24 protein-coding genes and 1 tRNA gene are annotated in these 25,398 nt (G+C 63.7%); 18 read left to right on the top strand and 7 right to left on the bottom strand.

The genetic code is table 11. The annotated features are described in order from the left end of the window. Positions 1–31 precede the first annotated feature (31 nt). From WHZ77_RS15245 to WHZ77_RS15255, 3 genes are all read right to left on the bottom strand, one after another. Positions 32–397 (bottom strand): hypothetical protein, encoded by a 366-nt coding sequence (locus WHZ77_RS15245; RefSeq protein WP_375314361.1) that lies wholly within the window; start codon positions 395–397, stop codon positions 32–34. 232 nt (positions 398–629) lie between these two features. Continuing rightward, positions 630–1,880 (bottom strand): peptidase T, encoded by a 1,251-nt coding sequence (pepT, locus tag WHZ77_RS15250; RefSeq protein ID WP_375314362.1) that lies wholly within the window; start codon positions 1,878–1,880, stop codon positions 630–632. A 119-nt stretch (positions 1,881–1,999) separates the two neighbouring features. Continuing rightward, positions 2,000–2,329, bottom strand: coding sequence for an HU family DNA-binding protein (locus tag WHZ77_RS15255; RefSeq protein ID WP_375314363.1), 330 nt, complete (start codon positions 2,327–2,329; stop codon positions 2,000–2,002). 365 nt (positions 2,330–2,694) lie between these two features. Between WHZ77_RS15255 and WHZ77_RS15260 the strand changes: the two genes are divergently transcribed. Continuing rightward, complete coding sequence (locus WHZ77_RS15260) at positions 2,695–4,131, top strand: hypothetical protein (protein ID WP_375314364.1); 1,437 nt, start codon at positions 2,695–2,697, stop codon at positions 4,129–4,131. Positions 4,132–4,280: 149 nt separating this feature from the next. Here the strand turns inward: WHZ77_RS15260 and WHZ77_RS15265 are convergent. From WHZ77_RS15265 to WHZ77_RS15280, 4 genes are all read right to left on the bottom strand, one after another. After that, positions 4,281–4,357, bottom strand: a tRNA-Asp gene (locus tag WHZ77_RS15265). A gap of 160 nt (positions 4,358–4,517) precedes the next feature. Beyond that, complete coding sequence (locus WHZ77_RS15270; RefSeq protein ID WP_375314365.1) at positions 4,518–4,721, bottom strand: hypothetical protein; 204 nt, start codon at positions 4,719–4,721, stop codon at positions 4,518–4,520. A gap of 142 nt (positions 4,722–4,863) precedes the next feature. After that, entirely contained in the window at positions 4,864–6,159 is a 1,296-nt protein-coding gene (locus WHZ77_RS15275) for a spinster family MFS transporter (RefSeq protein ID WP_375314366.1), read from the bottom strand. Between the two features lie 60 nt (positions 6,160–6,219). Then, positions 6,220–7,410 carry a Rieske 2Fe-2S domain-containing protein gene (locus WHZ77_RS15280; protein ID WP_375314367.1) on the bottom strand — a complete coding sequence of 397 codons (1,191 nt, stop codon included), beginning with the start codon at positions 7,408–7,410 and terminating at the stop codon, positions 6,220–6,222. Positions 7,411–7,591: 181 nt separating this feature from the next. On the opposite strand from WHZ77_RS15280, the gene WHZ77_RS15285 reads away from it, so the two are divergent. The 17 genes from WHZ77_RS15285 (at position 7,592) to WHZ77_RS15365 (ending at position 25,382) form a co-directional block, all read left to right on the top strand. Beyond that, positions 7,592–8,107 carry a MarR family winged helix-turn-helix transcriptional regulator gene (locus WHZ77_RS15285; protein ID WP_375314368.1) on the top strand — a complete coding sequence of 172 codons (516 nt, stop codon included), beginning with the start codon at positions 7,592–7,594 and terminating at the stop codon, positions 8,105–8,107. Positions 8,108–8,306: 199 nt separating this feature from the next. After that, on the top strand, positions 8,307–10,559 hold the full coding sequence (locus tag WHZ77_RS15290) for a TonB-dependent siderophore receptor (protein ID WP_375314369.1): 2,253 nt from the start codon (positions 8,307–8,309) through the stop codon (positions 10,557–10,559). Between the two features lie 706 nt (positions 10,560–11,265). Beyond that, positions 11,266–11,631 carry an NADH-quinone oxidoreductase subunit A gene (locus WHZ77_RS15295; RefSeq protein ID WP_375314370.1) on the top strand — a complete coding sequence of 122 codons (366 nt, stop codon included), beginning with the start codon at positions 11,266–11,268 and terminating at the stop codon, positions 11,629–11,631. Further along, a complete protein-coding gene (locus WHZ77_RS15300; protein ID WP_371090238.1) occupies positions 11,628–12,209 on the top strand; it encodes an NADH-quinone oxidoreductase subunit B family protein in 582 nt (193 codons plus the stop codon). Before WHZ77_RS15295 ends, WHZ77_RS15300 begins: the two co-directional genes overlap by 4 nt. 11 nt (positions 12,210–12,220) lie before the next feature. Continuing rightward, positions 12,221–12,835: an NADH-quinone oxidoreductase subunit C gene (locus WHZ77_RS15305; RefSeq protein ID WP_375314371.1), complete on the top strand. Its 615-nt coding sequence runs from the start codon at positions 12,221–12,223 to the stop codon at positions 12,833–12,835. A gap of 2 nt (positions 12,836–12,837) precedes the next feature. Beyond that, positions 12,838–14,034, top strand: a complete 1,197-nt coding sequence (locus tag WHZ77_RS15310; protein ID WP_375314372.1) for an NADH-quinone oxidoreductase subunit D — start codon at positions 12,838–12,840, stop codon at positions 14,032–14,034. Then, entirely contained in the window at positions 14,034–14,999 is a 966-nt protein-coding gene (locus WHZ77_RS15315) for an FkbM family methyltransferase (protein WP_375314373.1), read from the top strand. Before WHZ77_RS15310 ends, WHZ77_RS15315 begins: the two co-directional genes overlap by 1 nt. A gap of 11 nt (positions 15,000–15,010) precedes the next feature. Further along, positions 15,011–15,622: an NADH-quinone oxidoreductase subunit NuoE gene (gene nuoE, locus WHZ77_RS15320; RefSeq protein WP_375314374.1), complete on the top strand. Its 612-nt coding sequence runs from the start codon at positions 15,011–15,013 to the stop codon at positions 15,620–15,622. Next, positions 15,622–15,822, top strand: a complete 201-nt coding sequence (locus WHZ77_RS15325) for a hypothetical protein (protein WP_375314375.1) — start codon at positions 15,622–15,624, stop codon at positions 15,820–15,822. Before nuoE ends, WHZ77_RS15325 begins: the two co-directional genes overlap by 1 nt. Before the next feature lie 15 nt (positions 15,823–15,837). After that, positions 15,838–17,163: an NADH-quinone oxidoreductase subunit NuoF gene (gene nuoF / locus WHZ77_RS15330; RefSeq protein ID WP_015685765.1), complete on the top strand. Its 1,326-nt coding sequence runs from the start codon at positions 15,838–15,840 to the stop codon at positions 17,161–17,163. Between the two features lie 5 nt (positions 17,164–17,168). Continuing rightward, positions 17,169–19,244: an NADH-quinone oxidoreductase subunit NuoG gene (gene nuoG / locus WHZ77_RS15335; protein ID WP_375314376.1), complete on the top strand. Its 2,076-nt coding sequence runs from the start codon at positions 17,169–17,171 to the stop codon at positions 19,242–19,244. Between the two features lie 6 nt (positions 19,245–19,250). Continuing rightward, a complete protein-coding gene (gene nuoH / locus WHZ77_RS15340) occupies positions 19,251–20,318 on the top strand; it encodes an NADH-quinone oxidoreductase subunit NuoH (RefSeq protein WP_211376693.1) in 1,068 nt (355 codons plus the stop codon). 14 nt (positions 20,319–20,332) lie between these two features. Then, on the top strand, positions 20,333–20,821 hold the full coding sequence (gene nuoI / locus WHZ77_RS15345; protein WP_026232873.1) for an NADH-quinone oxidoreductase subunit NuoI: 489 nt from the start codon (positions 20,333–20,335) through the stop codon (positions 20,819–20,821). A 9-nt stretch (positions 20,822–20,830) separates the two neighbouring features. Further along, on the top strand, positions 20,831–21,469 hold the full coding sequence (locus WHZ77_RS15350) for an NADH-quinone oxidoreductase subunit J (RefSeq protein ID WP_015685768.1): 639 nt from the start codon (positions 20,831–20,833) through the stop codon (positions 21,467–21,469). Continuing rightward, positions 21,466–21,774: an NADH-quinone oxidoreductase subunit NuoK gene (nuoK, locus tag WHZ77_RS15355; protein WP_015685769.1), complete on the top strand. Its 309-nt coding sequence runs from the start codon at positions 21,466–21,468 to the stop codon at positions 21,772–21,774. The genes WHZ77_RS15350 and nuoK overlap by 4 nt, the downstream gene beginning before the upstream one ends. Before the next feature lie 8 nt (positions 21,775–21,782). Continuing rightward, complete coding sequence (gene nuoL / locus WHZ77_RS15360; protein WP_375314377.1) at positions 21,783–23,873, top strand: NADH-quinone oxidoreductase subunit L; 2,091 nt, start codon at positions 21,783–21,785, stop codon at positions 23,871–23,873. After that, a complete protein-coding gene (locus WHZ77_RS15365; protein ID WP_375314378.1) occupies positions 23,874–25,382 on the top strand; it encodes an NADH-quinone oxidoreductase subunit M in 1,509 nt (502 codons plus the stop codon). It begins immediately after the preceding gene. Positions 25,383–25,398 lie beyond the last annotated feature (16 nt).

Raw genomic sequence — 25,398 nt, forward strand, 5'->3', positions numbered from 1 at the left:
TCGGGGGCGCGCGGGCGCCCGGCTGATCAGTTCAGGTCAGATGTTTGGGAGGCGGGAAGTCGGTGTCGGGCGCAATGCCGATCAGGGCAGGCTCGCGCTGCGCGATCGGTGCAGCGACGATATCGGCCGCCGCTCCGGACTGCAGCGGCTGTGCGACGGCAATCGAGAAGCAGCCATGGCAGTGGTGGCCGCCGGGCGCCTTGTGATCGCCATGGCCGGTGGCGCCATCGTCTAGGATCGAGGCGATCTCCGACCCGCCCGAGGGGCTGGTGACATCGATGTCGTGTGCGCCGTGAAGCACGCCCGACAGCAGATACATCACCGCGACGAGCATAGCCACGAGCCCGCGCCAGTTGCGCAGGTTCCAAAAGCTGGTGCGGCGGCCGATCGAAATCACTGCGGTCTCGGGTTCCTGATCCGCCTGCGGTAGCATGGCGGCCGGAATAGTGTCGACCCGCAATAGTGTTACGTGTGGGGAACTCGATGTCGCACGGCAAGACGCGAAAAGGCCCCAGCCCGGGGCTGACCGGCTGAGGCCTTTTGTGCTCACAATTTTGATGGTTGGGACTTGAAGCGGCAACGTGCCTCGCACCGGATCGTTCGGGGAGGCCCGCGACTATTTTGCGTCGCTACGCCTTTTCCTCCCAAATCATCGCAAGGTGCACAATCGTCTGCACCGCCTTCTCCATGTCCTGACGGCTGACCCATTCCAGACGCGAGTGGAACGCGTGCTCGCCGGCGAAGATGTTGGGGCAGGGCAGGCCCATGAAGGACAGGCGCGAGCCGTCGGTGCCGCCGCGGATCGCGGTGCGCATCGGGCGCAGGCCGGCGCGGCGGATCGCCTCGATGGCGTATTCGAGGATGTGCGGGTGACGGTCGATCACCTGCTTCATGTTGCGGTACTGCTCCTTCACCTCGAATCTGTAGGTCGAGCGCGGATAGTCCTTCATCACGTCCTTGACGATGGTCTCGAGCAGGACTTCCTTCTCCTTCAGCCCTTCCTCGGTGAAGTCGCGCACGATGAAGGAAAGCGTCGCCTGCTCCAGCGCGCCGTCGATGCCGATCGGATGCAGGAAGCCCTGCTTGCCCGACGTCGTCTCGGGCGAACACCCTTCCTTCGGCAGCCGCTCGACGATGGCGGCCGCGATCTTGATCGCGTGCTCCATCTTGCCCTTGGCATAGCCGGGATGGGCGCTGACGCCGTTGATGATGATGGTGGCGCCGTCGGCCGAGAAGGTTTCGTCTTCGACGGAGCCGGCGCTCTCGCCGTCCATGGTGTAGCCGAAATCGGCGCCAAGCTTCTTGATGTCGACATTGTCGACGCCGCGGCCGATCTCTTCGTCGGGCGTGAACAGGATCTTGATGGTGCCGTGCTTCACATCGGGGTTGTTGATGAAGAAATGCGCGGCATCCATGATCTCGGCGACGCCGGCCTTGTTGTCGGCGCCCAGCAGCGTGGTGCCGTCGGTGGTGATGATGTCGTTGCCGATCTGGTTCTTCAGCGCCGGATGCTCGGCGAAGCGGATCACCTGGCTGGTATCGCCCTGCAGCGTGATGTCGCCGCCGCGATAGTTCTTCACGACCTGCGGCTTGACGTCCTTGCCGGTGACGTCGGGCGAGGTGTCCATGTGCGAGCAGAAGCAGATCACCGGCACCTTCTTGTCGGTGTTGGCCGGGATCGTTCCATAGACGTAGCCGTAGTCGTCGAGATGGGCGTCGGCGACGCCGATGTCCCTAAGCTCGGTGACGAGCACGCGGCCGAGATCCTTCTGCTTCTCGGTGGAGGGCGAGCTGGGGGATTCCGGATCGGACTGGGTGTCGATGGTGACGTAGCGCAGGAAGCGCTCGGTCACGGTATGCGTGAAGCTGAGGGAGGACATGTCTGGTCAAACCGCCGGGTCTTGGGGAAGCAGGGCTTGGGGAAGCAGGCGGTATAGCAGAAAAGCGGGCCGCGTTGCGGCCGGAACGGCGCGGATCAGGCTTAACGAAAGGTAACCGCTCAGATCGCCTCTTTCAGTTCCTTGACCGGGCGGAAGGTGACCTTCTTGCTGGCCTTGATGTGGATGGCTTCGCCAGTGGCCGGATTGCGGCCGGTGCGGGCCGCGCGCTTGCGGACCTGGAGGATGCCGAGGCCCACGATGCGGACCCGGTCGCCCTTCTTGAGGTGCTTGGTGATCAGCTCGACCATGTCGGTCAGGACGGCCTCGGCGCGCTTCTTCGAGAGCTCCTGGCTGTCCGCAATGTCGGCGGCGAGGTGCTTGAGCGTGATGGTGGCGGGTGCGGCTGCCTTCTTCGCCGAATCCTTCTTGGCCGAATCCTTCTTAGCCATGTCTGGCCTCCTCAATGACGGGGAAGCCCGGAAAAGCCGGAAAGCGCGGGGATCCCTCTCGTCCTTGAAGGCGTAGACGATTCGGGCGCGGGCTGACCATGCCGCGGGTTCGAAGGTGCGCACGTGCGCCAGAATCTGCCGCTAATGCGACAGGCGCCGGGAAGGCCCAGACTATGGACGCATTGCTAAATGGCGCGAGAGAGGGGCTCGAACCTGTGACCTCCATGACATGCGGTCACGGCATGCCTCACTTTGATCGCCCCCGCGTCGCATCAATAAGATTGTATCTCGTTCCTTTGAACATCCTTTGGTTGCGCTCTCTTGTAGTGTGTTACAAGATGAGCTCTACCTTTTGGGGAAAAATATTGCTGCGGATCGCGAATGCCACCGGCCAGCGCGGCCGGTTGCTGCAAAACACCGGTGCGTGGATGTTGGCGGCGCTTGTGCCTGCTGCCTTCCTGGTTTGTCTGGGAACCTTGGCAATCTATGCCTCACCGGAGAATGACGATTATTGCGCTGCGTTCCTCTACGTCCGTGATGGCTTCGTGCAGACGGTTGCGGGCTACTATCAGAGGCTGTCAGGGCGCGTGGTGCCGCTGCTCGTGCTGCAGTTCCCCGCTGCGATCGCCAAGACGACCGGGATCAGCATCCTGCAGGCCTATTCGCTCACGTTGGTCGCATTCGGGGTGCTGCTTGTCGCGGGCTGCGCGCTCGCGGTGGCCCGCGCCTGGCGCTCCGTGAGCGGCATTCAGTTGTTGGCGCTCATGCTGGCACTGCCCGCCGCAATCGCGGGGGCAACCCCAAGCGTGCATGATCTGCTCTACTGGCTGCCGGCCGTCATTTGTTATGGACCTCCGGGTGCCATGACGATCGTAGTGCTCGGCGAGTGTTTCGACGCGTTGTGGCGCGACCGGGCGTTCTCTGCTGCCGCGACGAAATGGATCACGGCGGGCGTATTTTTCGCCGCCATGTGCAATGAGTTCACATCAGTCTGGATCATCGCGATCCTGGCGTCCTCGTTCGCCGGGAGGTACGCCTTTGGCCAGCCGCCTGAACTCGGCCGTCACGCCGTCATCGTCGTCGCCGCCGTTGTGGGCTGGCTGGTTGTCGTCGCGGCCCCCGGCAACAGCGTTCGCGCGGCCACGGTCTCGGATGCATGGCACCTCGGCCAGGCGCTCCGCCTTGGCTTTGACGGTTATTTCCGCTTTCTTGGCAAACTTCTGCTGGCGCCGTCTATCATCGGCTGGCTCATCCTGGTCGGTGCTGTGACGGCGTTCTTACCAGACAAGGAGAAGGTCCGAATCAATGCCGTGCTTCCGCTCGGCATTGCTGTCATTTGCTTTTTGTGCGGCTATCTTGAGAATGCCCTGCACGTGTTCCTGACCGGCACACCCTTGGTGGAACGGGCGCAGAACCAGCTGCTGATCCTGGTTGCCTTCGCGGCGGCGCTGATCGTCTCCTGCACCGTGAGCATATCGCGATCGATGTTGCCCCCGCAACTGGCCTCCAACGCGTCGTTCGCCCCGATCGCTCTCGCGCTGATAATCGTGGTGTCGATTTGGTTCAGCGCAACGGCAACCATGATCCGCCGCGAATGGGCATCGTTCGTGCCGTTCCTCGATGAGAGCCGCGCGCGTGACCGCTATTTTACGGTGGATTCCGCCCCCATCGTCACCGTTGCAGGTCACGCATTCCGGCCGTCCGTCGTGTTCGGGGTGGATATCACGGTGCACACGGCCTGCGTGGCGCTTTACTATCGCAAGGCAGACATCATCGTCTCCGTTCCAAAGGATACCCGTTAGCGGGGCCCGGTCATGAGTCGAGGTATGCGTGTGAACGAGAAGGCGCGAACGAAACCGGACAAAAAGTGTCAGGGGCCGGCTTTCCTGACACCTTGGTGTCGAAAGGCCCGGATCGGATCAATTTAAACGATTGATATTCCGCCATGAAATGGCGCGAGAGACGGGGCTCGAACCCGCGACCTCCGGCGTGACAGGCCGGCGCTCTAACCAACTGAGCTACTCCCGCGTGGTTCGCTGAAAGCGCGCGGAACGAGGGGGGACTTAAAGGCGGGGCTTGGTGAAGTCAAGGACGTTGCGCTTTGCCGGCGCGCCCCGGCTAAGTATTGCTTTGGAAAACGAAAAGGCCGCCCGGAGGCGGCCATTGGTCAGCCCGGAAATGGAGCGTTTCAGCGAATCTCGGACGTGCCCGCGCTCGTCACCACCACCGGCTTGCCGGCCTTGATCATGTGGGTCGACTGGGCGGTCTGGCTGTAATCGGCGTTGGTACGGGCAGCAATCCCGAAACCGGCCACTGCGATGCCGGCAACCAGCGCCACCACCACGATCTTGAGGTGGGTCGCACGATCAGCAGAGTGAATGGAGTGGTTCATCTGAGCCTCCCGACGGGCTTTGCCGCCGTCTATGGGCTCATGTCTTAAGGACCATCTGTTTCCGGATGGTTTCGCGGGTTCCGCAAAATGGTTTCATTTCTACGCCCGGTTGGTTTCGCCAGGCTTGCGGGCGGAGTGGGCCTCAGGCGGCGGCCCGGCCGATATCGTCCCGGATGGTACGGGCGGCCCAGACGAACAGAAGGGCGCCCAGAATGGTCGTGACTGCGGCCGAAAGCAGCGAATAACGCACGGCGTCCGCGCCATAACTGCCCTTCAGGGCGTCGTTGACCACGCCCACGGCGAGCGGGCCGACGCCCTGTCCGAAGCAGGTGGCGGTGAGCGCGATGAGGGCGGAGGCGAGCGCACGCATGCTCGGCCTGGCCACGGTCTGCGCGATCGCGAAGATCGGGCCGAGATGGAAGCCGACCAGGAATGAGGTCAGCGCCAGCATGGCGACCATCATCGCGAAATCCTGCGTCAGCATGCACAGCGCGAACACCGGGCCGGCGAGCCCTGAGGTGATCGCGGGCGCCCACAGCTTCCAGCGGTCGTCGCGGCGGCTGATTTGCGCCACCACGAAGCCGCCGAACAGCGTGCCGGCCATGCCGGCGAGCCCCTTGAAGGTGCCGGCATAGGTGCCGATCTCGGCGCTCGACAGATGGTGCACGCGGGCGAGGAAGGGCGGGATCCAGGCCGCGGTCGCGTAATTGGTGTAGGTGGTGAGGCAGAAGCCGATCAGCACGATGATGAAGCTGCGCTGCGAGGCCAGGAAGCGCAGCGTCGGCCCGAGCGGCTCGGGCACGAAGCTCTCCTGCATCGCGCCGCGCTTCGGCTCGGAGATCGTAAGCCACAGCACCAACGCGATCAGGATGCCGGGCAGGCCCGCGACGTAGAAGGCCATCCGCCAGCCATAGTGCTGGTTGACGTAGCCGCCGATGAAATAACCGAGGAAGACGCCGAGATAGGTGCCGATGGCGTAGATGCCGAGCGCGCGCGGACGCTCGTTCTTGGTGAAGAGATCGGCCACGATCGACTGCGAGGCGGGCGAGCCCGCGGATTCGCCGATGCCGACGCCGATGCGCGCCAGCGCCAGCGAGGTCACGCTCCAGGCCGCGCCGCACAGCGCCGTCATCGCGCTCCAGAACGCAAACGCCATGGCGACGATGTTGCGCCGGTTGAGCCGGTCGGCGACGCGCGCGATGGGGATGCCGAGCAGGGAATAGAACAGCGCGAAGCCGAAGCCCGCGAGCAGGCCCATCATGGTGTCGCTGAGCTGAAACTCCTTCTTGATCGGCTCGATCAGGACGTTGAAGATCGTGCGGTCGAGAAAATTCAGCGCGTAGATGATGGTGAGCAGGCCCAGCACGTAATAGCGCCGCGCCGGGGGCTTTGCCGCGGCGGCCGTTGGCACCGACACTTGTGACGTCACATCGACCATCGCATCCCCCAATTTGTCTTTGCTGTCGTTGTCGGTCCAGTTCTCATTCGAACTGGCAGATCAGCCCTCGCGGATGTAATTCCCCGCTTCGAATTCGACCGGCGGCGCGCTTGCGTCAAACGAGACGCCGATGGGGTCGCGGTGCTCGGCCATCGCTTCCAGTTGCTCGCCCAGCATACGCCGGATCATCAGGATGCCGCGGTCGCTTTGGCCGAAATGCTCCTCGGAGTGCACGGTCACGGCGCCCTGGCCGACCTGGGCCTCGTAATCGCCGGGGAATTGCTGGTGCTCGGCCTCCGTCATGTCCCACCAGAACTTGCCGTTGAATTTCGACCGCATCCGGCCGATGTCGCCTGATGTCTTGACGCGGCCGGCGACATAGATGCGGAAGGACGTGTCGTCGATCGGCAGCGTCCAGCCGATCGACTCGACGCGGGCAAATTGCGCCACGCGCGGATTGGGCACGACGCGCAGAGTGGGCAGCGCCGCTTCGGTGACGCGGTAAAACACCTTGCCGTCGTCCTGCTTGCGGATCGAGCGCACGGCGATGCCGCGCGGCGTCTTGTCGAACGTCACCTCCGGCATCGAGGCCATCATGTTGGTGAACTGCGGCCCCGAGAACGAGCCGTGTAGCACCGGTACGTGATAGGGATCGACCACGTTCTCGAAGTGCTGCAGCCAGTTGCAGGGAATGACCGCAGGGCCGCCGCCGCCGATCGAGGAATCGTCGGCCTCGACGAACTCGCCGTCGTCCATGTTTTCCAGGCACTCGTAGCGTGGCAGCACCGGGCGTTTCTCGGCCGGGCCCATATAGGCGAAGATCAGCCCGTAGCGCTCCTCGACCGGATACCAGGGCTGGCGCACCTTGTCCTTGAACGCGCCGCCGTCGGGCTCGCAGGGCTGCTCCAGGCAATGGCCCTCGGTGTCAAACTTCCAGCCGTGATAGCAGCAGCGGATGCCGTCCGCCTCGACCTTGCCATAGTAGAGCGTGGTGCCGCGATGGCAGCAGCGGGCGTGCAACAGGCCGACCCGGCCATGCTTGTCGCGGAACAGGATCAGATCCTCGCCGAGCGCACGCACCTTTTTCGGGGTGTCGTTGGCGTCGCTGACGAGCCCGACCGGATGCCAGTAGCGGCGCAGCAGCTCGCCCATCGGCGTGCCGCGCACGACCGAGGTGAGCTCGGTGCGCGTGTTCGCCGGCTTCATCTCATAGGCCGTGCCGAGATCGCGATCCCGCTGGGTAATCGTCATACTGCTCCTCCCGCCGCGGGCCGCGAGGCGGGCCCGATCGTCTTGTTTGTTAAGTCAATGAAAAATAATTCGATGACAATGTCAACGAATTTCAAAACATCTTTGAGTTGTATTTGGATAGTCGCACCTCCGCCGGTCAACCGGGCTTGGCACGCCCGGGCTTTCTTGGCAGAGGTGGATCATGAGCAAGACACCGAGCGGGGACGGGCGCGCATCGCCCGACGCGGACGAAAGCCATTCGCCGGCGCCGATCACCGTGATGCTGTCGTCACGGCTGATGGTGCTCGCCAATCTGCTCAAGCGCGGCGCGATCCTGCGCTACAAGCGCCTCGCCGGATTGTCCTCGGTCGAGTTCGGTCTCGTCGCCTCGCTCGGCCGGCGGCCGCCGATGAGCGTGGCACGGCTTGCCGAAGCCGTCGGCCAGGACAAGGGACAGATTAGCCGCGCGCTGGCTGAGCTCGTCTCGCGCAAGCTGATCGCGAAATCGGCGAACCCGAAGGACAGCCGCGAGGTGCTGGTCTCGCTGACCCCGGCAGGGCTCGCCGCGCATGACGTGATCGTCGAAGGCGCGCAGGATCGCAATCGGCAATTGCTGGAACAGTTGAGCGCGCACGAGTTCGAGACGCTGCTGGCGCAGATCGACCGTCTCACGGCGACCGCCGAGAAGCTGCTCGAATCCGAAAAGCATTCGCGCTGATCTGCCGGCAATCTCCGGACATGTTGGATCGCTTCCAAGAGTTCTTCTAAGAATCTTTCCAAGACTGCTTCTAAGACCTTTTCAATTAGGGAATCTGCGCGCCCTCCCATAAGCGTCGCCGCAAGCGCTTGCCGTCGGGGGAACGACGGCATGACGCACGCAGACAGACATCTTGGGGTGCGCGTTGAACAGTCTTGCTATGTTGCGGTCAGCCGTATTGGCGACCGCGTCCGCTTTCGTATTGATGCCACAGGCATCGCTGGCCCAATCGTCGACGCAGAGCGGCGCGCAGAATCTGCCGTCGGTCACCGTCACCGCGCCGGACGCGCGCCGCCGCGCAGCCTCGAGCGCGCCGCGCCGTGCGCAGCGCACGGTGCAAAGCGCCAACAACAGCAAGCCGCAGCCGCAGCGCAATGTCGGCTTCGTCGAGACGCCGCGCGGTCCGGTGCACGGCTACGTCGCCAACCGCAGCTCGTCGGGTACCAAAACCAATACGCCGATCATGCAGACGCCGCAGTCCGTCTCGGTGATCGGCGCCGAGCAGATCCGCGACCAGAAGCCGACCAAGCTGGACGAAGCCCTGCGCTACACCGCCGGCGTGCGCGCCGGCACCTTCGGCGCCGATACGCGCAACGACTGGTGGCTGATCCGCGGCTTCAAATCCGACGACATCGGATTGTTCCTCGACGGCATGCAGCTGTTCTACACGGCCTATGCGAGCTGGCGGCTTCCGCCGTCCAACATGGAGCGGATCGAAGTGGTGCGCGGTCCGTCCGCCGTGCTCTATGGCGGCTCGAGCCCGAGCGGCATCGTCAACGTCATCAGCAAGCTGCCCCCGGCCGAACCGGTCCGCACCATCGAGACCGGCGTCAACAATTTCGGCAACGCCTATGTCGGCTTCGACGTCGGCGGCCCGGTCGCCACGCAGCCCCAGGACGGCAAGCTGTTCTACCGCGTCGTCGGCGAGGTCAGGAATGGTGACACCCAGGTCAACTTCACGCCTGACAACAATTACTTCATCGCGCCGTCGTTCACCTGGAAGCCGGACGCCGATACGACCTTCACGGTCCTTGCCTCGGCGTCGAAGACCGACACCCGCGGCATCAACTTCCTGCCTTATCAGGGCACGGTGACCAGCGCGCCGTTCGGCAAGATCCCGACCAGCTTCTTCGCCGGCGATCCCGGTGTCGACAAGTTCACGCGCGAGCAGGAGATGCTCGGCTACCAGTTCGAGCGCAATCTCACCGACGATGTGACGTTTCGGCAGAATGCGCGCTTCGCGCATGTCGACCTGACCTATCGCGGTTACGTCGGCAGCGGTTGGGACAACGCCAATACGGCCACGCTCGCTCGCTACAATTGGTATGCGAAGGACACCGCCAACCAGGCCGATCTCGATAACCAGTTGGAGTATCGCTTCAACACCGGTCCGGTGAAGCACACCATGCTGTTCGGCGTCGACCTGAAGGGCTACCAGATCGACGACTATCAGGCCTTCGGGTTCGGTGTGCCCTCGATCAATGTCCTCAATCCCGCCTACGGTGCGGCCGAGACTCCATTGCCGACCGCTCCGTTCCGCAACTTCCAGATCACGCAGAAGCAGGCGGGCACCTATCTCCAGGACCAGATGAAGCTCGGCAATTTCACGCTGGTGCTGAGCGGCCGCAACGACTGGGTCGAGACCACGCAGGCTGCCCGTGACACCGGCGCCACCGTCGGCCAGCGCGACGACAGAAAGTTCAGCGGGCGGGCAGGGCTGATCTACAATTTCGACAACGGCATTGCGCCCTATATCTCCTATGCGACCAGCTACAATCCGATCATCGGCCTCAACGCCGCGAACCAGCTGTTCCTGCCGGAGACCGGCCAGCAGGCCGAAATCGGCGTGAAGGTCGCGCCCAAGGGATTCGACGGCTACTTCACCGCCTCGCTGTTCGACCTCAAGCGCCAGAACGTGCCGTCCGCCGCGCCGGGCGCCATCGTTACGTTGCAGAACCAGACCGGCGAGGTCACCTCGCGCGGTATCGAGCTTGAAGCGGTGGCCAATGCCACGAAGGAACTGAAGCTGATCGGCGCGTTCACGGCCTACCATCTCTTCAACAGCAAGGATATCGATCCGTCGGTGATCGGCAAGGCACCGACCAACACGCCCGAGCTGCTGGTCTCGGGCTGGGCGGACTACACTTTCAGGGACGGACCGCTCGAAGGCTTCGGTTTCGGCGGCGGCGTCCGCTATGTCGGCTCCTCCTGGGCCGATGCCGTCAACACACTCGAGGTCCCCGCGGTGGTGCTCGGCGATCTTGCGGTCCACTACGAATGGCAGAACTGGCGCACGGCCGTCAACGTGATCAATCTGACCGACAAGATCTATGTCGCGAGCTGCGCCTCGGAATCCTCCTGCTTCTACGGCGACCGCCGGCGCGTCACCGCCAGCGTCTCCTACAGATGGTAGGGAGCAGGCGAGGGGAGGCCAGCTTGAGAACCTGACCGGCCACCGTTCGTCTTCCACCACGTGATCGATGAGCTCCCGGGCCATGCCCCCCGGCCCGAAGCTCATGCGAGCGCGGCGCGCGACGCCGAAGCCAAGGTGCAGCCGCCGCGCTCGCGGTCGATCCACCCGGACGCTGAAACATATCTGGCGGGACGACGCATTCGCCAGGCGAGCCCCGGTCCCGTCCTGGTGCATGGCTCGTCTGAGCGCTCGTGCCTGTGGATACGTGTCTTCGCTGCACCTATCCTGCTGGCGGCCGCGACCGTCACCGGTCTCTCAGCAGCGCTGCTCCGGGGGAGGGGCGGCCAGTATGTCGCCTGGGTGACAGTTGGAGCCCCGGTGTGGGTCATCGTCGGCGTTTGGGTGCGCTGCCGCACGCAAGGAACCGGGTATTTTCCGCGGACGATACGCAGCAAGGAGCTGTCTCGGCCTATGCGCCGCGATCTCGGGAGTGCTGCCCTGCAAAACCGTGGCGACCCTTGCTGGGTCGGACGATCTGCTCCATACCAGCGCCGGGTGATTCCGGGGTTTCCACCGTTCTGGGGGCGGCAAAGGGCCTAAAAAGAGCGTGTCTTGCGCCCATTGGTGCACTGCGCTAAGGCTCAGAACAATTCCAAATTGGACGAATCCGTGGCTGTCCCGAGGCTGCGGGAAAAAGGGCTCGTCAATGAGCGGCATTCTGCAGAACTATCTTCCACTCGTCGTCTTCATAGCGGTCGCGGGCATCATTGGCCTCGTGCTGCTGATCGCACCCTTCATCGTGGCGTTCCAGCAGCCCGATCCGGAAAAGTTGTCGGCGTATGAGTGCGGTTTCAACGCCTTCGATGATGCCCGCATGAAGTTCGACGTCCGGTTCTATCTGGTCGCCATTCTCTTCATCATCTTCGATCTCGAGGTGGCGTTCCTGTTTCCCTGGGCCGTGGCGTTCGGCAAGCTTGGCGCGACCGGCTTTTGGTCCATGGTGGTGTTCCTCGGCGTACTGACGGTCGGGTTCGCCTATGAATGGAAGAAAGGCGCACTCGAATGGGATTGAACCCAGCACCATCGGCCGGTCCGGTCCTCGCGCCGGCCCCCAAGGGCATCCTGGATCCGTCGACCGGCAAGCCGGTCGGAGCCAATGATCCGTTCTTTCTCGAGGTCAATTCGGAGCTGTCCGACAAGGGCTTCTTCGTCGCCGCGACCGACGACCTCATCACCTGGGCGCGCACCGGCTCGCTGATGTGGATGACCTTCGGTCTCGCCTGCTGCGCGGTCGAGATGATGCAGGTGTCGATGCCGCGCTACGACGTCGAGCGCTTTGGCTTCGCACCGCGGGCCTCGCCGCGCCAGTCCGACGTGATGATCGTCGCGGGCACGCTGACCAACAAGATGGCGCCTGCGCTACGCAAGGTCTACGACCAGATGCCGGAGCCGCGCTACGTCATATCGATGGGCTCGTGTGCCAATGGCGGTGGCTATTATCACTATTCCTATTCGGTCGTGCGCGGCTGCGACCGCATCGTGCCGATCGATATTTATGTGCCGGGCTGCCCGCCCACGGCGGAAGCGCTGCTCTACGGCGTGCTGCTGCTGCAGAAGAAGATCCGGCGTACCGGCACCATCGAACGCTAAGGTTTAAGGTCATGGACGACGCCAAGCTCGACGCCCTGGGGCAGACGATCGTGAGCGCGCTTCCCGGCGCCGCCATCGGTCATGCGGTCGCCTTCAACCAGCTCACGGTCGACGTCGAGGCCGCGAAGATCGTCGAGGTGGTCAAGTACCTCCGCGATGACCCGAACTGCCGCTTCATCAACTTCACCGACATCACGGCGGTGGATTATCCGGACCGCGAGAAGCGCTTCGACGTGATCTATCACTTCCTGTCCCCGACGCTGAACGCGCGGATCCGGCTCAGGGCCCATGCCGACGAAAACACCCAGGTGCCGTCGCTGATCGAGGTGTTCCCCGGCGCCGACTGGTTCGAGCGCGAGGCCTACGACCTCTATGGCGTGATCTTCGTCGGCCATCCCGACATGCGCCGCCTGCTCACCGATTACGGTTTCGAGGGCCATCCGCTGCGCAAGGATTTCCCGACCACCGGCTTCCTCGAGGTCCGCTACGACGACCAGGAGAAGCGCGTGGTGTACGAGCCTGTCAGGCTCAACCAGGAATTCCGCAAGTTCGACTTTTTGTCTCCTTGGGAGGGAGCCGACTATCCGATCCTTCCGGGCGATGAAAAAGCAGGGCCGAAGGTCTGATCATGAACGAGCAACCCGAACAGCTTCGCAACTTTACGATCAACTTCGGACCGCAGCATCCGGCTGCGCATGGCGTTCTTCGTCTTGTGCTTGAACTGGATGGCGAGGTCGTCGCCCGCGTCGATCCCCATATCGGCCTGCTTCACCGCGGGACCGAGAAGCTGATCGAGCAGAAGACCTATCTGCAGGCGATCCCGTATTTCGACCGGCTCGACTACGTCGCGCCGATGAACCAGGAGCACGCCTTCTGTCTGGCGGCCGAAAAGCTGCTCGGCATCGAGGTGCCGCGCCGGGGCCAACTGATCCGCGTGCTCTATTGCGAGATCGGCCGCATCCTCTCGCACCTGCTCAACGTCACCACGCAGGCGATGGACGTCGGCGCGCTGACCCCGCCGCTGTGGGGTTTCGAAGAGCGCGAGAAGCTGATGGTGTTCTACGAGCGTGCCTCGGGCAGCCGGATGCATGCAGCCTTCTTCCGCGTCGGCGGCGTGCATCAGGACCTGCCGCAGAAGCTGGTGGACGACATCGAGGCCTGGTGTGATCCGTTCCTGAAAGTGGTCGAGGACCTCGATCGCCTGCTCACCGCCAACCGCATCTTCAAGCAGCGCAACGTCGATATCGGCGTGGTTCCGCTGAAGGAAGCCTGGGAGTGGGGTTTCTCGGGCGTGATGGTGCGCGGCTCGGGCGCGGCCTGGGACCTGCGCAAGTCGCAGCCCTATGAGTGCTACGCCGAGCTGGATTTCGACATTCCGATCGGCAAGAATGGCGACTGCTACGACCGCTATCTGATCCGCATGGAAGAGATGCGCCAGTCCGTGCGCATCATGAAGCAGTGCATCCAGAAGCTGAACGCGCCCGACGGCAAGGGCCCCGTCGTCGTCGAGGACAACAAGGTCGCGCCGCCGCGCCGCGGCGAGATGAAGCGCTCGATGGAAGCGCTGATCCACCACTTCAAGCTCTACACCGAAGGTGTTCACGTGCCGGCCGGCGAAGTCTATGCCGCGGTCGAGGCGCCCAAGGGCGAGTTCGGCGTCTATCTCGTCGCCGACGGCACCAACAAGCCGTACAAGTGCAAGATCCGCGCGCCGGGCTTTGCCCATCTGCAGGCGATGGACCACATCTGCCGCGGCCATCTGCTCGCCGACGTCTCGGCGATCCTCGGCTCGCTCGACATCGTGTTCGGAGAGGTCGATCGGTAATGGGCCAGCAGGCGCCAATCCAGTTTGACCGTGCCTCGGGGGCCCTCGAAGGGGCCAACCTGTGGGAGCGGACGGCTGCCTTGGCGCTGGTGACGGGATCGAAGATCTCGTCGCACTTCTCGCATATGGGCTACATCGCCTGCGCCAATTTACTGCGCAAGACGCTGCCGGAGCGCAACATCGCGATCAGGCTCAATCCCGACGCCGTGTTCGAATTCCCCTATGGCGACGGCTACTGGAGCAAGCTGCTCAACCGCTCTTATAATTACGAGGACGAGCTGGAGCTGCTGTTCGCGAACTCGATCGACGTCGACTACACGCTGCTCGATTGCGGCGCCAATTACGGCTACTGGTCGGTGCTGGTCTCGAGCAGGCCGTTCGGCTCGCACAAGGCGATCGCGATCGAGCCGTCGGGGCAGAACTATCCGAAGCTCGCCAACAACGCCCGCGTCAACGGTAGCCGCTTCGAGACGATGAAATGCGCGATCGGCGCGGCCCGCGGCACCGCGCGGCTGTCCGGCACCAAGCACGAGGCCTTCAGCATCGCCGGCGGCGCGTCGGCGGGCGGCGAGGACGTGCCGGTCATCGCGCTCGACAATCTGATCGACGACGGCAAGGTCGCAGCCACCGGCAAATATCTGATCAAACTCGACGTCGAAGGCGTCGAGATCGAGGCGATCAAGGGCGGCGCCCGGCTGCTCCAGGCCGACAGCGTCATCATGTGCGAGGAGCACGGCAGCGACCGCTCTCATGCGGTGTCGCGCTATATCCTCGAACAGACCCCGCTCAAGCTGATCGTGTTCGATCCGCGCACCAACCGGATGGAGACCGTGACCGAGCTGTCGATCCTCGATCGCATCAAGGTCTCGACCCACGTCGGCTACAACGTTTTCGGCACCGCAAGCGCATTCTGGCAGGACAGGATCAATGCCCTGAATGCGAAAACCGCGCGCCGCATGCAGTGAGAGATTGAGAGATGTCCGTCCGCCGATTAGCACCGAAGGAAGTCCAGCCCGCGAGCTTTGCGTTCACGGACGAGAACCTCGCATTCGCCAAGCAGCAGATCGCGAAATATCCGGCCGGCCGTCAGGCCTCCGCCGTGATCGCGATCCTCTGGCGCGTCCAGGAACAGCACGAAGGCTGGGTGTCGGAAGCCGCGATCCGCGCCGTCGCCGACCTGCTCGACATGCCCTATATCCGCGTGCTCGAAGTCGCGACCTTCTACACGATGTTCCAGCTCGCTCCCGTCGGCAAGAAAGCCCACGTCCAGGTCTGCGGCACCACGCCGTGCCGTCTGCGTGGCGCCGAGGATTTGATCCACGTCTGCGAGAACCGCATCCATCACGAGCCCTTCCATCTGTCCAAGGACGGCAATTTCAGCTGGGAAGAGGTGGAGTGCCTCGGTGCCTGCGTGAACGCGCCGATGGTGCTGATCGGCAAGGACACCTATGAGGACCTGACCAAGGAGAGCTTTGGCAAGGTGCTCGACGGCTTCGCTTCGGGCAATCCGCCGAAGCCCGGCCCGCAGAACGGCCGCCAGTTCTCGGCGCCGATGGGCGGACCGACCACGCTGAAGGAGAGCACCTGATGGGTGATCTCCTCGCCATTGGAGGGAACGAGGCCGTGAAGAAATGGGGCTTCGTCGCCATGCACGCCGCGGTCGCGGCCGCCTTCATGTTCCTGCTGCAGCGTTTCATCATGAACGCGACGCAGGAGACCAGTCTGCTCTGGGCGCTGATCTTCGCCGTCTGCGCCGCCGGACTTGCCTACAAGCAGTCCATTCGTTGATCGGAAAGCACTGATATGCTCGAGGACAAGGACCGCATCTTCAAGAACCTCTACGGCCTCCACGATTGGGGGCTCGAGGGCGCGCGGCGTCGCGGCGCCTGGGATGGTACGAAAAATATCATCGACAAGGGCCGCGACTGGATCATCAACGAGATGAAGGCGTCGGGTCTGCGCGGCCGTGGCGGCGCCGGCTTCCCGACCGGCCTGAAATGGTCGTTCATGCCGAAGGAATCGACCGACGGCCGGCCGAGCTATCTCGTCGTCAACGCCGACGAATCCGAGCCCGGCACCTGCAAGGATCGCGAGATCATGCGGCACGATCCGCATCTGCTGATCGAGGGCTGCCTGATCGCGAGTTGCGCCATGAATGCGCATGCCTGCTACATCTACGTCCGTGGCGAGTTCATCCGCGAGCGCGAGCATCTCCAGGCCGCGATCGACCAGGCCTATGAGGCCAAGCTGGTCGGCAAGGACAACGTCAATGGCTGGCCGTTCGACATCTACGTCGCGCACGGCGCCGGCGCCTATATCTGCGGCGAGGAAACAGCGCTGCTCGAAAGCCTCGAGGGCAAGAAGGGCCAGCCGCGGCTGAAGCCGCCGTTCCCGGCGAACGTCGGCCTGTACGGCTGCCCGACCACCGTCAACAACGTCGAGTCCATCGCGGTCGCGCCGGACATTCTCCGGCGTGGCGCGGCCTGGTTCGCCGGCATCGGCCGTCCGAACAATGTCGGCACCAAGCTGTTCTGCATCTCCGGCCATGTCGAGCGGCCCTGCAACGTCGAAGAAGCCATGGGCATTCCGTTCCGTGAGCTGATCGAGAAGCATTGCGGCGGCATCCGCGGCGGCTGGGACAATCTGAAGGCCGTGATCCCCGGCGGCTCGTCGGTGCGCATGGTGCCGGCCGAGCAGATCATCGACACGCCGATGGATTTCGACAGCTTGAGCAAGCTGCGCTCGGGTCTCGGTACCGCGGCCGTGATCGTGATGGACAAGTCGACCGATCTGATCCGCTCCATCGCCCGCATCTCCTATTTCTACAAGCATGAGAGCTGCGGCCAGTGCACGCCCTGCCGCGAAGGCACCGGCTGGATGTGGCGCGTCCTGACCCGCATGGCCGACGGCCGCGCCCACAAGCGCGAGATCGACATGCTGCTCGAAGTGACAAAACAGGTCGAAGGCCACACCATCTGCGCGCTCGGCGACGCGGCGGCCTGGCCGATCCAGGGCCTGATCGCGCATTTCCGTCACGAGATCGAAGCGCGCATCGACCAGTATTCGCATAAGGCCGACATCGACGATATCGGCGTCCGCGATCCCGTGAACATGGTCGCGGCGGAGTAAGAGACATGACCAAGCTCATCATCGACGGCAAAGAGATCGATGTCCCCGCCGAGTACACGCTGCTCCAGGCGTGCGAGGCGGCCGGCGCCGAGATTCCGCGCTTCTGCTATCACGAGCGGCTGTCGATCGCCGGCAATTGCCGGATGTGCCTCGTCGAGGTGAAGGGCGGCCCGAAGCCGGTCGCAAGCTGTGCCTGGGGCGTGCGCGACTGCCGTCCGGGCCCCAAGGGCGAGCCGCCGGAAATCTCGACGCGTTCGCCGATGGTGAAGAAGGCACGCGAAGGCGTGATGGAATTCCTTCTCATCAACCATCCCTTGGACTGCCCGATCTGCGACCAGGGCGGCGAGTGCGACTTGCAGGACCAGGCGATGGGCTATGGTGTCGACACCAGCCGCTTCGCCGAGAACAAGCGTGCGGTCGAGGACAAGTATCTCGGCGCGCTGGTCAAGACCTCGATGAACCGCTGCATCCAGTGCACGCGCTGCGTCCGCTTCTCGGCGGAAGTCGCAGGCGCCCCTGAAATGGGCGCCACCGGCCGCGGCGAGGACATGGAGATCACGACTTATCTCGAGCACGCGCTGACCTCGGAACTGCAGGGCAACCTCGTCGACATCTGCCCGGTCGGTGCGCTGACCTCAAAGCCTTACGCGTTTGCCGCGCGCCCGTGGGAGCTCGGCAAGACCCAGTCGATCGACGTGATGGACGGCGTGGGATCTGCGATCCGCGTCGACACCCGCGGCCGCGAGGTGATGCGGGTGCTGCCGCGCATCAACGAGGCCGTGAACGAGGAGTGGATCTCGGACAAGACCCGCCACATCATTGACGGCCTGCGCACCCAGCGGCTCGACCGGCCCTATATCCGCGAAGCCGGCAAGCTGCGCGCGGCGAGCTGGTCCGAGGCCTTTGCCGCGATCGCTGCGAAAGCGGCGCGCACCGACGGCAAGCGCATCGGCGCGATCGCCGGTGACCTCGCCGGTGTCGAGGAGATGTTCGCGCTGAAGGACCTGCTGTCCAAATACGGCTCGGGCAATCTGGCGGTGCAGGGCGGCGATGCCTTCGATCCCGCGCTCGGCCGCGGCTCCTACATCTTCAATCCGACGCTCGTTGGCGTCGAGCAGGCCGACGCGCTGCTCATCGTCGGCGCCAATCCGCGCAAGGAAGCGGCCGTGTTCAACGCCCGCATCCGCAAGCGTTGGCGCGCCGGCGGCTTCAAGGTCGGCGTGATCGGCGCCAAGGTCGACCTGACCTACGATTATGACCATCTTGGTGCGGGCACCGACACGCTCGGCGAGCTCGCGGCCGGCAAGCACTCCTTCATGGACGTGCTCAAGAACGCCAAGAACCCCATCATCCTGGTTGGCGCGGGCGCGGCCTCGCGTCACGACGGTGCCGCCATTCTGGCCGCCGCCGCCAAGCTCGCGCTCGATGTCGGCGCGCTCAAGGACGGCTGGAACGGCTTTGGCGTGCTGCACGAGACCGCCTCGCGCGTCGGTGCGCTCGATATCGGCTTCTCCGCCACCGCGGGCGGCCTGAACGCAGCGCAAATGACGACGTTCGGCACGCTGGACCTCTTGTTCCTGCTCGGCGCCGACGAGATCAAGGCGCCGGACGGCACGTTCGTCGTCTATATCGGCACCCATGGTGATCGCGGCGCGCATCGCGCCGACGTGATCCTGCCGGCTGCCGCCTACACCGAGAAGTCTGCGATCTACGTCAACACCGAAGGCCGCGTGCAGATGACGGGACGTGCCGCATTCCCGCCGGGCGAAGCCCGCGAGGACTGGGCGGTCGTCCGCGCGCTGTCGGAGGCGCTCGGCAAGAAGCTCGGCTACGACTCGCTTGCCGCGCTGCGCCAGGCGATCTTCAAGGCCGTGCCACATCTGATCCGTCTCGACCAGATCGAGGCCGGCTCCGCCGACCAGATCAAGAAGCTGGCGGGGAAGGGCGGCTCGCCGGAGAAGGCGCCGTTCAAGCCGGTGATCGAGGACTTCTATTTGACCAACCCAATCGCGCGTGCGTCCGCCGTGATGGCGGAATGTTCGCGGCTTGCCTCCGGGCAGATGCTGACCGCAGCGGAGTGAGCTAGAATGGAATTCTTCGCAAGCGCATTCTGGACCGGGTTCCTCTGGCCGCTGATCATCATGATCGCGGAGAGCGTTCTCGTGCTCGTCGTCCTGCTGATCGCGATCGCCTACATCCTGCTCGCCGACCGAAAGATCTGGGCGGCGGTGCAGATCCGTCGCGGCCCGAACGTGGTCGGCCCATGGGGCCTGCTGCAATCCTTCGCCGACCTGCTCAAGTTCGTGCTGAAGGAGCCGATCATCCCGGCCGGCGCCAACAAGGGCGTGTTCCTGCTGGCGCCGCTGGTCTCGTGCGTGCTCGCACTCGCGGCCTGGGCGGTGATCCCGACCAATCTCGGCTGGGTGATCTCCGACATCAATGTCGGCATCCTCTTCATCTTCGCGATCTCGTCGCTGTCGATCTACGGCATCATCATGGCCGGCTGGTCGTCGAACTCGAAATACCCGTTCCTGGCGGCGCTGCGCTCGGCGGCGCAGATGGTGTCCTATGAAGTCTCGATCGGCTTCGTCATCATCACGGTGCTGCTCTGCGCCGGCACGCTGAACCTGTCGGCCGTGGTCGAGGCCCAGCATGCGCGCGGTCTCGCCAGCCTGATCGGACTGCCGCAGCTGACCATCCTGAACTGGTATGTCTGGCCGCTGTTCCCGATGTTCGTGATCTTCTACGTCTCGGCGCTGGCAGAAACCAACCGTCCGCCGTTCGACCTCGTCGAAGCCGAATCCGAGCTCGTCGCCGGCTTCATGGTCGAATACGGCTCGACGCCATACCTGCTGTTCATGCTCGGCGAGTATGTCGCGATCGTCACGATGTGCGCGATGGCCACGATCCTGTTCCTAGGAGGCTGGCTGCCGCCGGTGGATTTGCCGCCCTTCAACTGGGTGCCGGGGATCATCTGGTTCTCGCTCAAAGTCTTCTTCATGTTCTTCCTGTTCGCGATGGCAAAGGCGATCGTGCCGCGCTACCGCTACGATCAACTGATGCGCCTCGGCTGGAAGGTGTTCCTGCCGCTGTCGCTGGCGATGGTGATCGTGGTAGCCGGCGTGCTGCATTTCGCCGACATCGCGCCGAAGTGAGGGCCGTCATGGGTATCAACATCAACGCCACTGCGCGCTCGCTTCTGTTGTCGGAATTCGTCTCGGCGTTCTTCCTCGCCATGCGCTATTTCTTCCAGCCGAAGCCGACGCTGAACTATCCGTTCGAGAAGGGCCCGATCTCGCCGCGCTTCCGCGGCGAGCACGCGCTGCGCCGCTATCCGAACGGCGAGGAACGCTGCATCGCCTGCAAGCTGTGCGAAGCCGTGTGCCCGGCGCAGGCCATCACCATCGAGGCCGGCCCGCGCCGCAACGACGGCACCCGCCGCACCGTGCGCTACGACATCGACATGGTGAAGTGCATCTATTGCGGCCTCTGCCAGGAGGCCTGTCCGGTCGATGCCATCGTCGAAGGTCCGAACTTCGAGTTCGCGACCGAGACCCGCGAGGAACTGTTCTATGACAAGGCCAAGCTGCTCGCCAATGGCGACCGCTGGGAACGCGAGATCGCAAAAGCGATCGAGCTCGACGCGCCGTACCGGTGAGATGAGAGCATGATCCTTCCCGCGCTGTTCTTCTATCTCTTTGCCGGCGTCTGCGTTGCCTCGGCGGTGATGGTGATTGTCTCGCGCAATCCAGTTCACTCCGTGCTGTACCTGATCCTGGCCTTCGTCAACGCCTCCGGCCTGTTCGTGCTGATGGGCGCCGAATTCCTCGCGATGATCCTGATCGTCGTCTATGTCGGCGCCGTCGCGGTGCTGTTCCTGTTCGTGATCATGATGCTCGACGTCGACTTCCTCGAGCTGCGCGAGGGCTTCATCGAGTACCTGCCGGTCGGCCTCGTGATCGGCGGCATCTTCCTGTTCGAGCTGCTGCTCACCGTCGGCTTCTGGGTCATCAACCCCGGCGTCGCCAAGACGATCACGGCGGCGATCCCAACCAATGTCAGCAACACCGAAGCGCTCGGCCTCGTGCTGTATACGAAGTACATCCACTACTTCCAGCTCTCGGGCATGGTGCTGCTGGTCGCCATGATCGGCGCCATCGTGCTGACGCTGCGGCACAAGGCGAGCGTGAAGCGGCAGGACATCAACGTTCAGAACGCGCGCACGCCGGAAATGGCGATGGCGATGCGCAAGGTGGCGCCGGGGCAGGGGCTCCAGGACAGCGACGCGGCGGAGTGGGTGAAATGACGATCGGGCTCGGACATTACCTGGCGGTCGGCGCGATCCTGTTCACGCTCGGGATCCTCGGCATCTTCCTGAACCGCAAGAACATCATCGTCATCCTGATGTCGATCGAGCTGATCCTGCTCGCGGTCAACATCAACCTCGTCGCGTTCTCGACCTTCCTCGGCGACATCGTCGGCCAGGTCTTTGCGCTGCTGGTCCTGACCGTTGCCGCTGCCGAAGCCGCGATCGGTCTCGCCATCCTGGTGGTCTATTTCCGCAACCGCGGCTCGATCGCGGTTGAGGACGTCAATCTGATGAAGGGCTGAGCTCAGTCATGGTCCAGGCAATCGTTTTTCTGCCTCTGCTGGGCGCCGTTCTGGCTGGCCTGATCGCGCTGTTCGGCGCGCATGCCCGCAACCCCTCAGGCGACACGGTCGAGCATCACGACGACCACGGTCATGGCGACACCCATGCGGCAGCCGCTCATGACGATCACGGGCACGACGATCACGGGCACGACGATCACGGCCATGACGACCATCACGTCTCCGAGCCGCCGGCGGCGGGCTCGCGCGGCGCCGAGCTGATCACCACCGCGCTGCTGTTCGTCTCGGCCGCGCTGTCCTGGATGACGCTCGTCGATGTCGGCTTCATGCACCACGATGTCAGGATCCAGCTTTTGCCCTGGATCTTCTCGGGCGACCTCCAGGTCTGGTGGACGCTGCGGGTCGACACGCTCACCGCCGTGATGCTGGTGGTGGTGACCACCGTGTCCTCGCTCGTGCATCTCTATTCCATCGGCTACATGGACGAGGACCCGAACCGGCCGCGCTTCTTCGGTTATCTCAGCCTGTTCACCTTCGCCATGCTGATGCTGGTGACCGCGGACAACCTCGTGCAGCTGTTCTTCGGCTGGGAAGGCGTGGGTCTGGCGAGCTACCTGCTGATCGGCTTCTGGTACCAGAAGCCCTCGGCGAACGCCGCGGCGATCAAGGCCTTCGTGGTCAACCGCGTCGGCGACTTTGGTTTTGCGCTCGGCATCTTCGCCATCTTCTACCTGACGAGCTCGACGGACTTCGAGACCATCTTCCATCAGGCGCCGAGCCTCACCGGCAAGACCATCAATCTGTTCGGCTGGCATGCCGACGCGCTGACACTTACCTGCCTGTTCCTGTTCATGGGCGCGATGGGCAAGTCGGCGCAGTTCCTGCTGCACACCTGGCTGCCGGACGCGATGGAAGGCCCGACGCCGGTGTCGGCGCTGATCCACGCCGCGACCATGGTCACCGCCGGCGTCTTCATGGTGGCGCGCCTGTCGCCGCTGTTCGAGCTCGCTCCGAACGCGCAGGCCGTCGTGATGTTCTTCGGCGCCACCACTGCGTTCTTCGCGGCGACCATCGGCCTCGTCCAGAACGACATCAAGCGCATCGTTGCCTACTCGACCTGTTCGCAGCTCGGCTACATGTTCGTGGCGATGGGAGCGGGGGCCTATTCGGTCGGCATGTTCCATCTGTTCACGCACGCCTTCTTCAAGGCTCTGCTGTTCTTGGGCTCCGGCTCGGTGATCTACGCGATGCACCACGAGCAGGACATCCGCAACATGGGCGGCCTCTGGAAGAAGATCCCCTACACCTATGCGGTGATGGTGGTCGGCACCCTGGCGCTGACCGGGTTCCCGCTGACCGCCGGCTACTTCTCCAAGGACGCGATCATCGAAGCCGCCTACGCTTCGCACAATCCGTTTGCGATCTACGGCTTCCTGATGACGATCATCGCCGCCGGCCTGACCTCGTTCTACTCCTGGCGCCTGATCTTCAAGACCTTCCACGGCGAGCCGCATGACGAGCACCACTATGAAGCCGCGCATGAGGCTCCGATCTGGATGCTGATCCCGATCGGCGTGCTTGCGGTCGGCTCGATTCTCGCCGGCTTCCCGTTCAAGGAGGTCTTCGCCGGACATCACGGTGTGGAGGAATTCTTCCGTGAGTCCCTGAAGATGAATCCGCACATCATCGAGGACATGCACCACATCCCCGAGCACATCGCCTTCCTGCCGACGGTGATGATGGTGCTGGGCTTCCTGGTGTCGTACCTGTTCTACATCCGCCGGCCTTATCTGCCGGTCGAGCTCGCGAACACGCAGCCGATGCTGTACAAGTTCCTGCTCAACAAGTGGTACTTCGACGAGCTGTACGACCTCATCTTCGTCCGTCCGGCGAAGTGGATCGGCTACCAGCTCTGGAAGAAGGGCGACGGCTTCATCATCGACGGTCTCGGCCCCGATGGCGTCTCCGCCCGCGTGCTGGACGTCACCCGCAACGTCGTCAAGATCCAGACCGGCTATCTCTATCACTACGCCTTTGCCATGCTGATCGGTGCCGCCGGCCTGATCACCTGGTTCATGTTCGGCTTTGGAGGCCAGTAAATGACGACCTGGCCCATTCTTTCGGTCACGACGTTCCTGCCGTTGGTCGGTGCGCTGATCGTCTATCTCAGCCGCGGCGATGACGAGGCTAGCAGGCGCAATTCGTGCTGGATCGCGCTCTGGACCACGCTGATCACCTTCGCGGTGTCGGTGCTCCTGGTGCTGCGCTTCGATCCGTCCAACCCGGACTTCCAGTTCGTCGAGAAGGCGAACTGGCTTGCCACCGGCATCACCTATCACATGGGCGTGGACGGCATCTCGTTGCCGCTGGTGATCCTCACCACCGCGATCATGCCGTTCTGCATCATCGCGAGCTGGAAGTCGGTCACGAGCCGGGTGCGCGAATACATGATGGCGTTCCTGATCCTGGAAACGCTGATGATCGGCACCTTCTCGGCGCTCGATCTCGTGCTGTTCTACCTGTTCTTCGAGGGCGGCCTGATCCCGATGTTCCTGATCATCGGCATCTGGGGCGGTCCGCGCCGGGTCTACGCCTCGTTCAAGTTCTTCCTCTACACGTTCCTCGGCTCGGTGCTGATGCTGCTCGCCATCATGGCGCTGTACTGGAACGGCGGCACCACTGACATCCCGACCCTGATGCACACCGCCGTGCCGCGCAGCTTGCAGACCTGGGCGTGGCTGGCCTTCTTCGCCTCCTTCGCGGTGAAGATGCCGATGTGGCCGGTGCACACCTGGCTCCCCGACGCGCACGTCGAGGCGCCGACGGCCGGCTCGGTGGTCCTGGCCGCGATCATGCTGAAGATGGGCGGCTACGGCTTCCTGCGCTTCTCGCTGCCGATGTTCCCGCTGGCCTCGCACGACTTCGCGCCGCTGATGTTCACCCTTTCGGCGATCGCCATCATCTACACCTCGCTGGTGGCGCTGATGCAGGAGGATATGAAGAAGCTGATCGCATACTCCTCGGTCGCGCATATGGGCTTCGTCACCATGGGCATCTTCGCCGGCACCATGCAGGGCGTCGCCGGCGGTGTGTTCCAGATGATCTCGCACGGCATCGTCTCCGGCGCGCTGTTCCTCTGCGTCGGCGTCGTCTACGACCGCATGCACACCCGCGAGATCGCGGCCTATGGCGGCCTCGTCAACCGGATGCCGCTCTACGCGCTGGCCTTCATGGTCTTCACCATGGCCAACGTCGGTCTGCCCGGCACCTCCGGCTTCGTCGGCGAATTCATGACGTTGCTCGGCACCTTCAAGGTCTCTATCCCGACCGCGTTCTTCGCCACCTTCGGCGTGATCTTCTCGGCGTGCTACGCGCTTTGGCTCTACCGCAAGGTCGTGTTCGGGGCGCTGGTGAAGCCGTCGCTGATGAGCATGAAGGATCTCACCTTCCGTGAGTGCGTGACGCTGTTCCCGCTGCTCGCGCTGACGATCCTGTTCGGCGTCTGGCCGAAGCCGGTGCTCGACTTGTCGGCGGCCTCGGTCCAGCAACTCGTCAACAATTACAACACCGCTGTGACGGCCGTGAAGGCCGCCGCGCTGCTCCCGTGAGCAGGCAGGTCAGGAT

Source organism: Bradyrhizobium sp. A5 (assembly GCF_042076515.1).
Lineage (GTDB): Bacteria > Pseudomonadota > Alphaproteobacteria > Rhizobiales > Xanthobacteraceae > Bradyrhizobium > Bradyrhizobium cosmicum.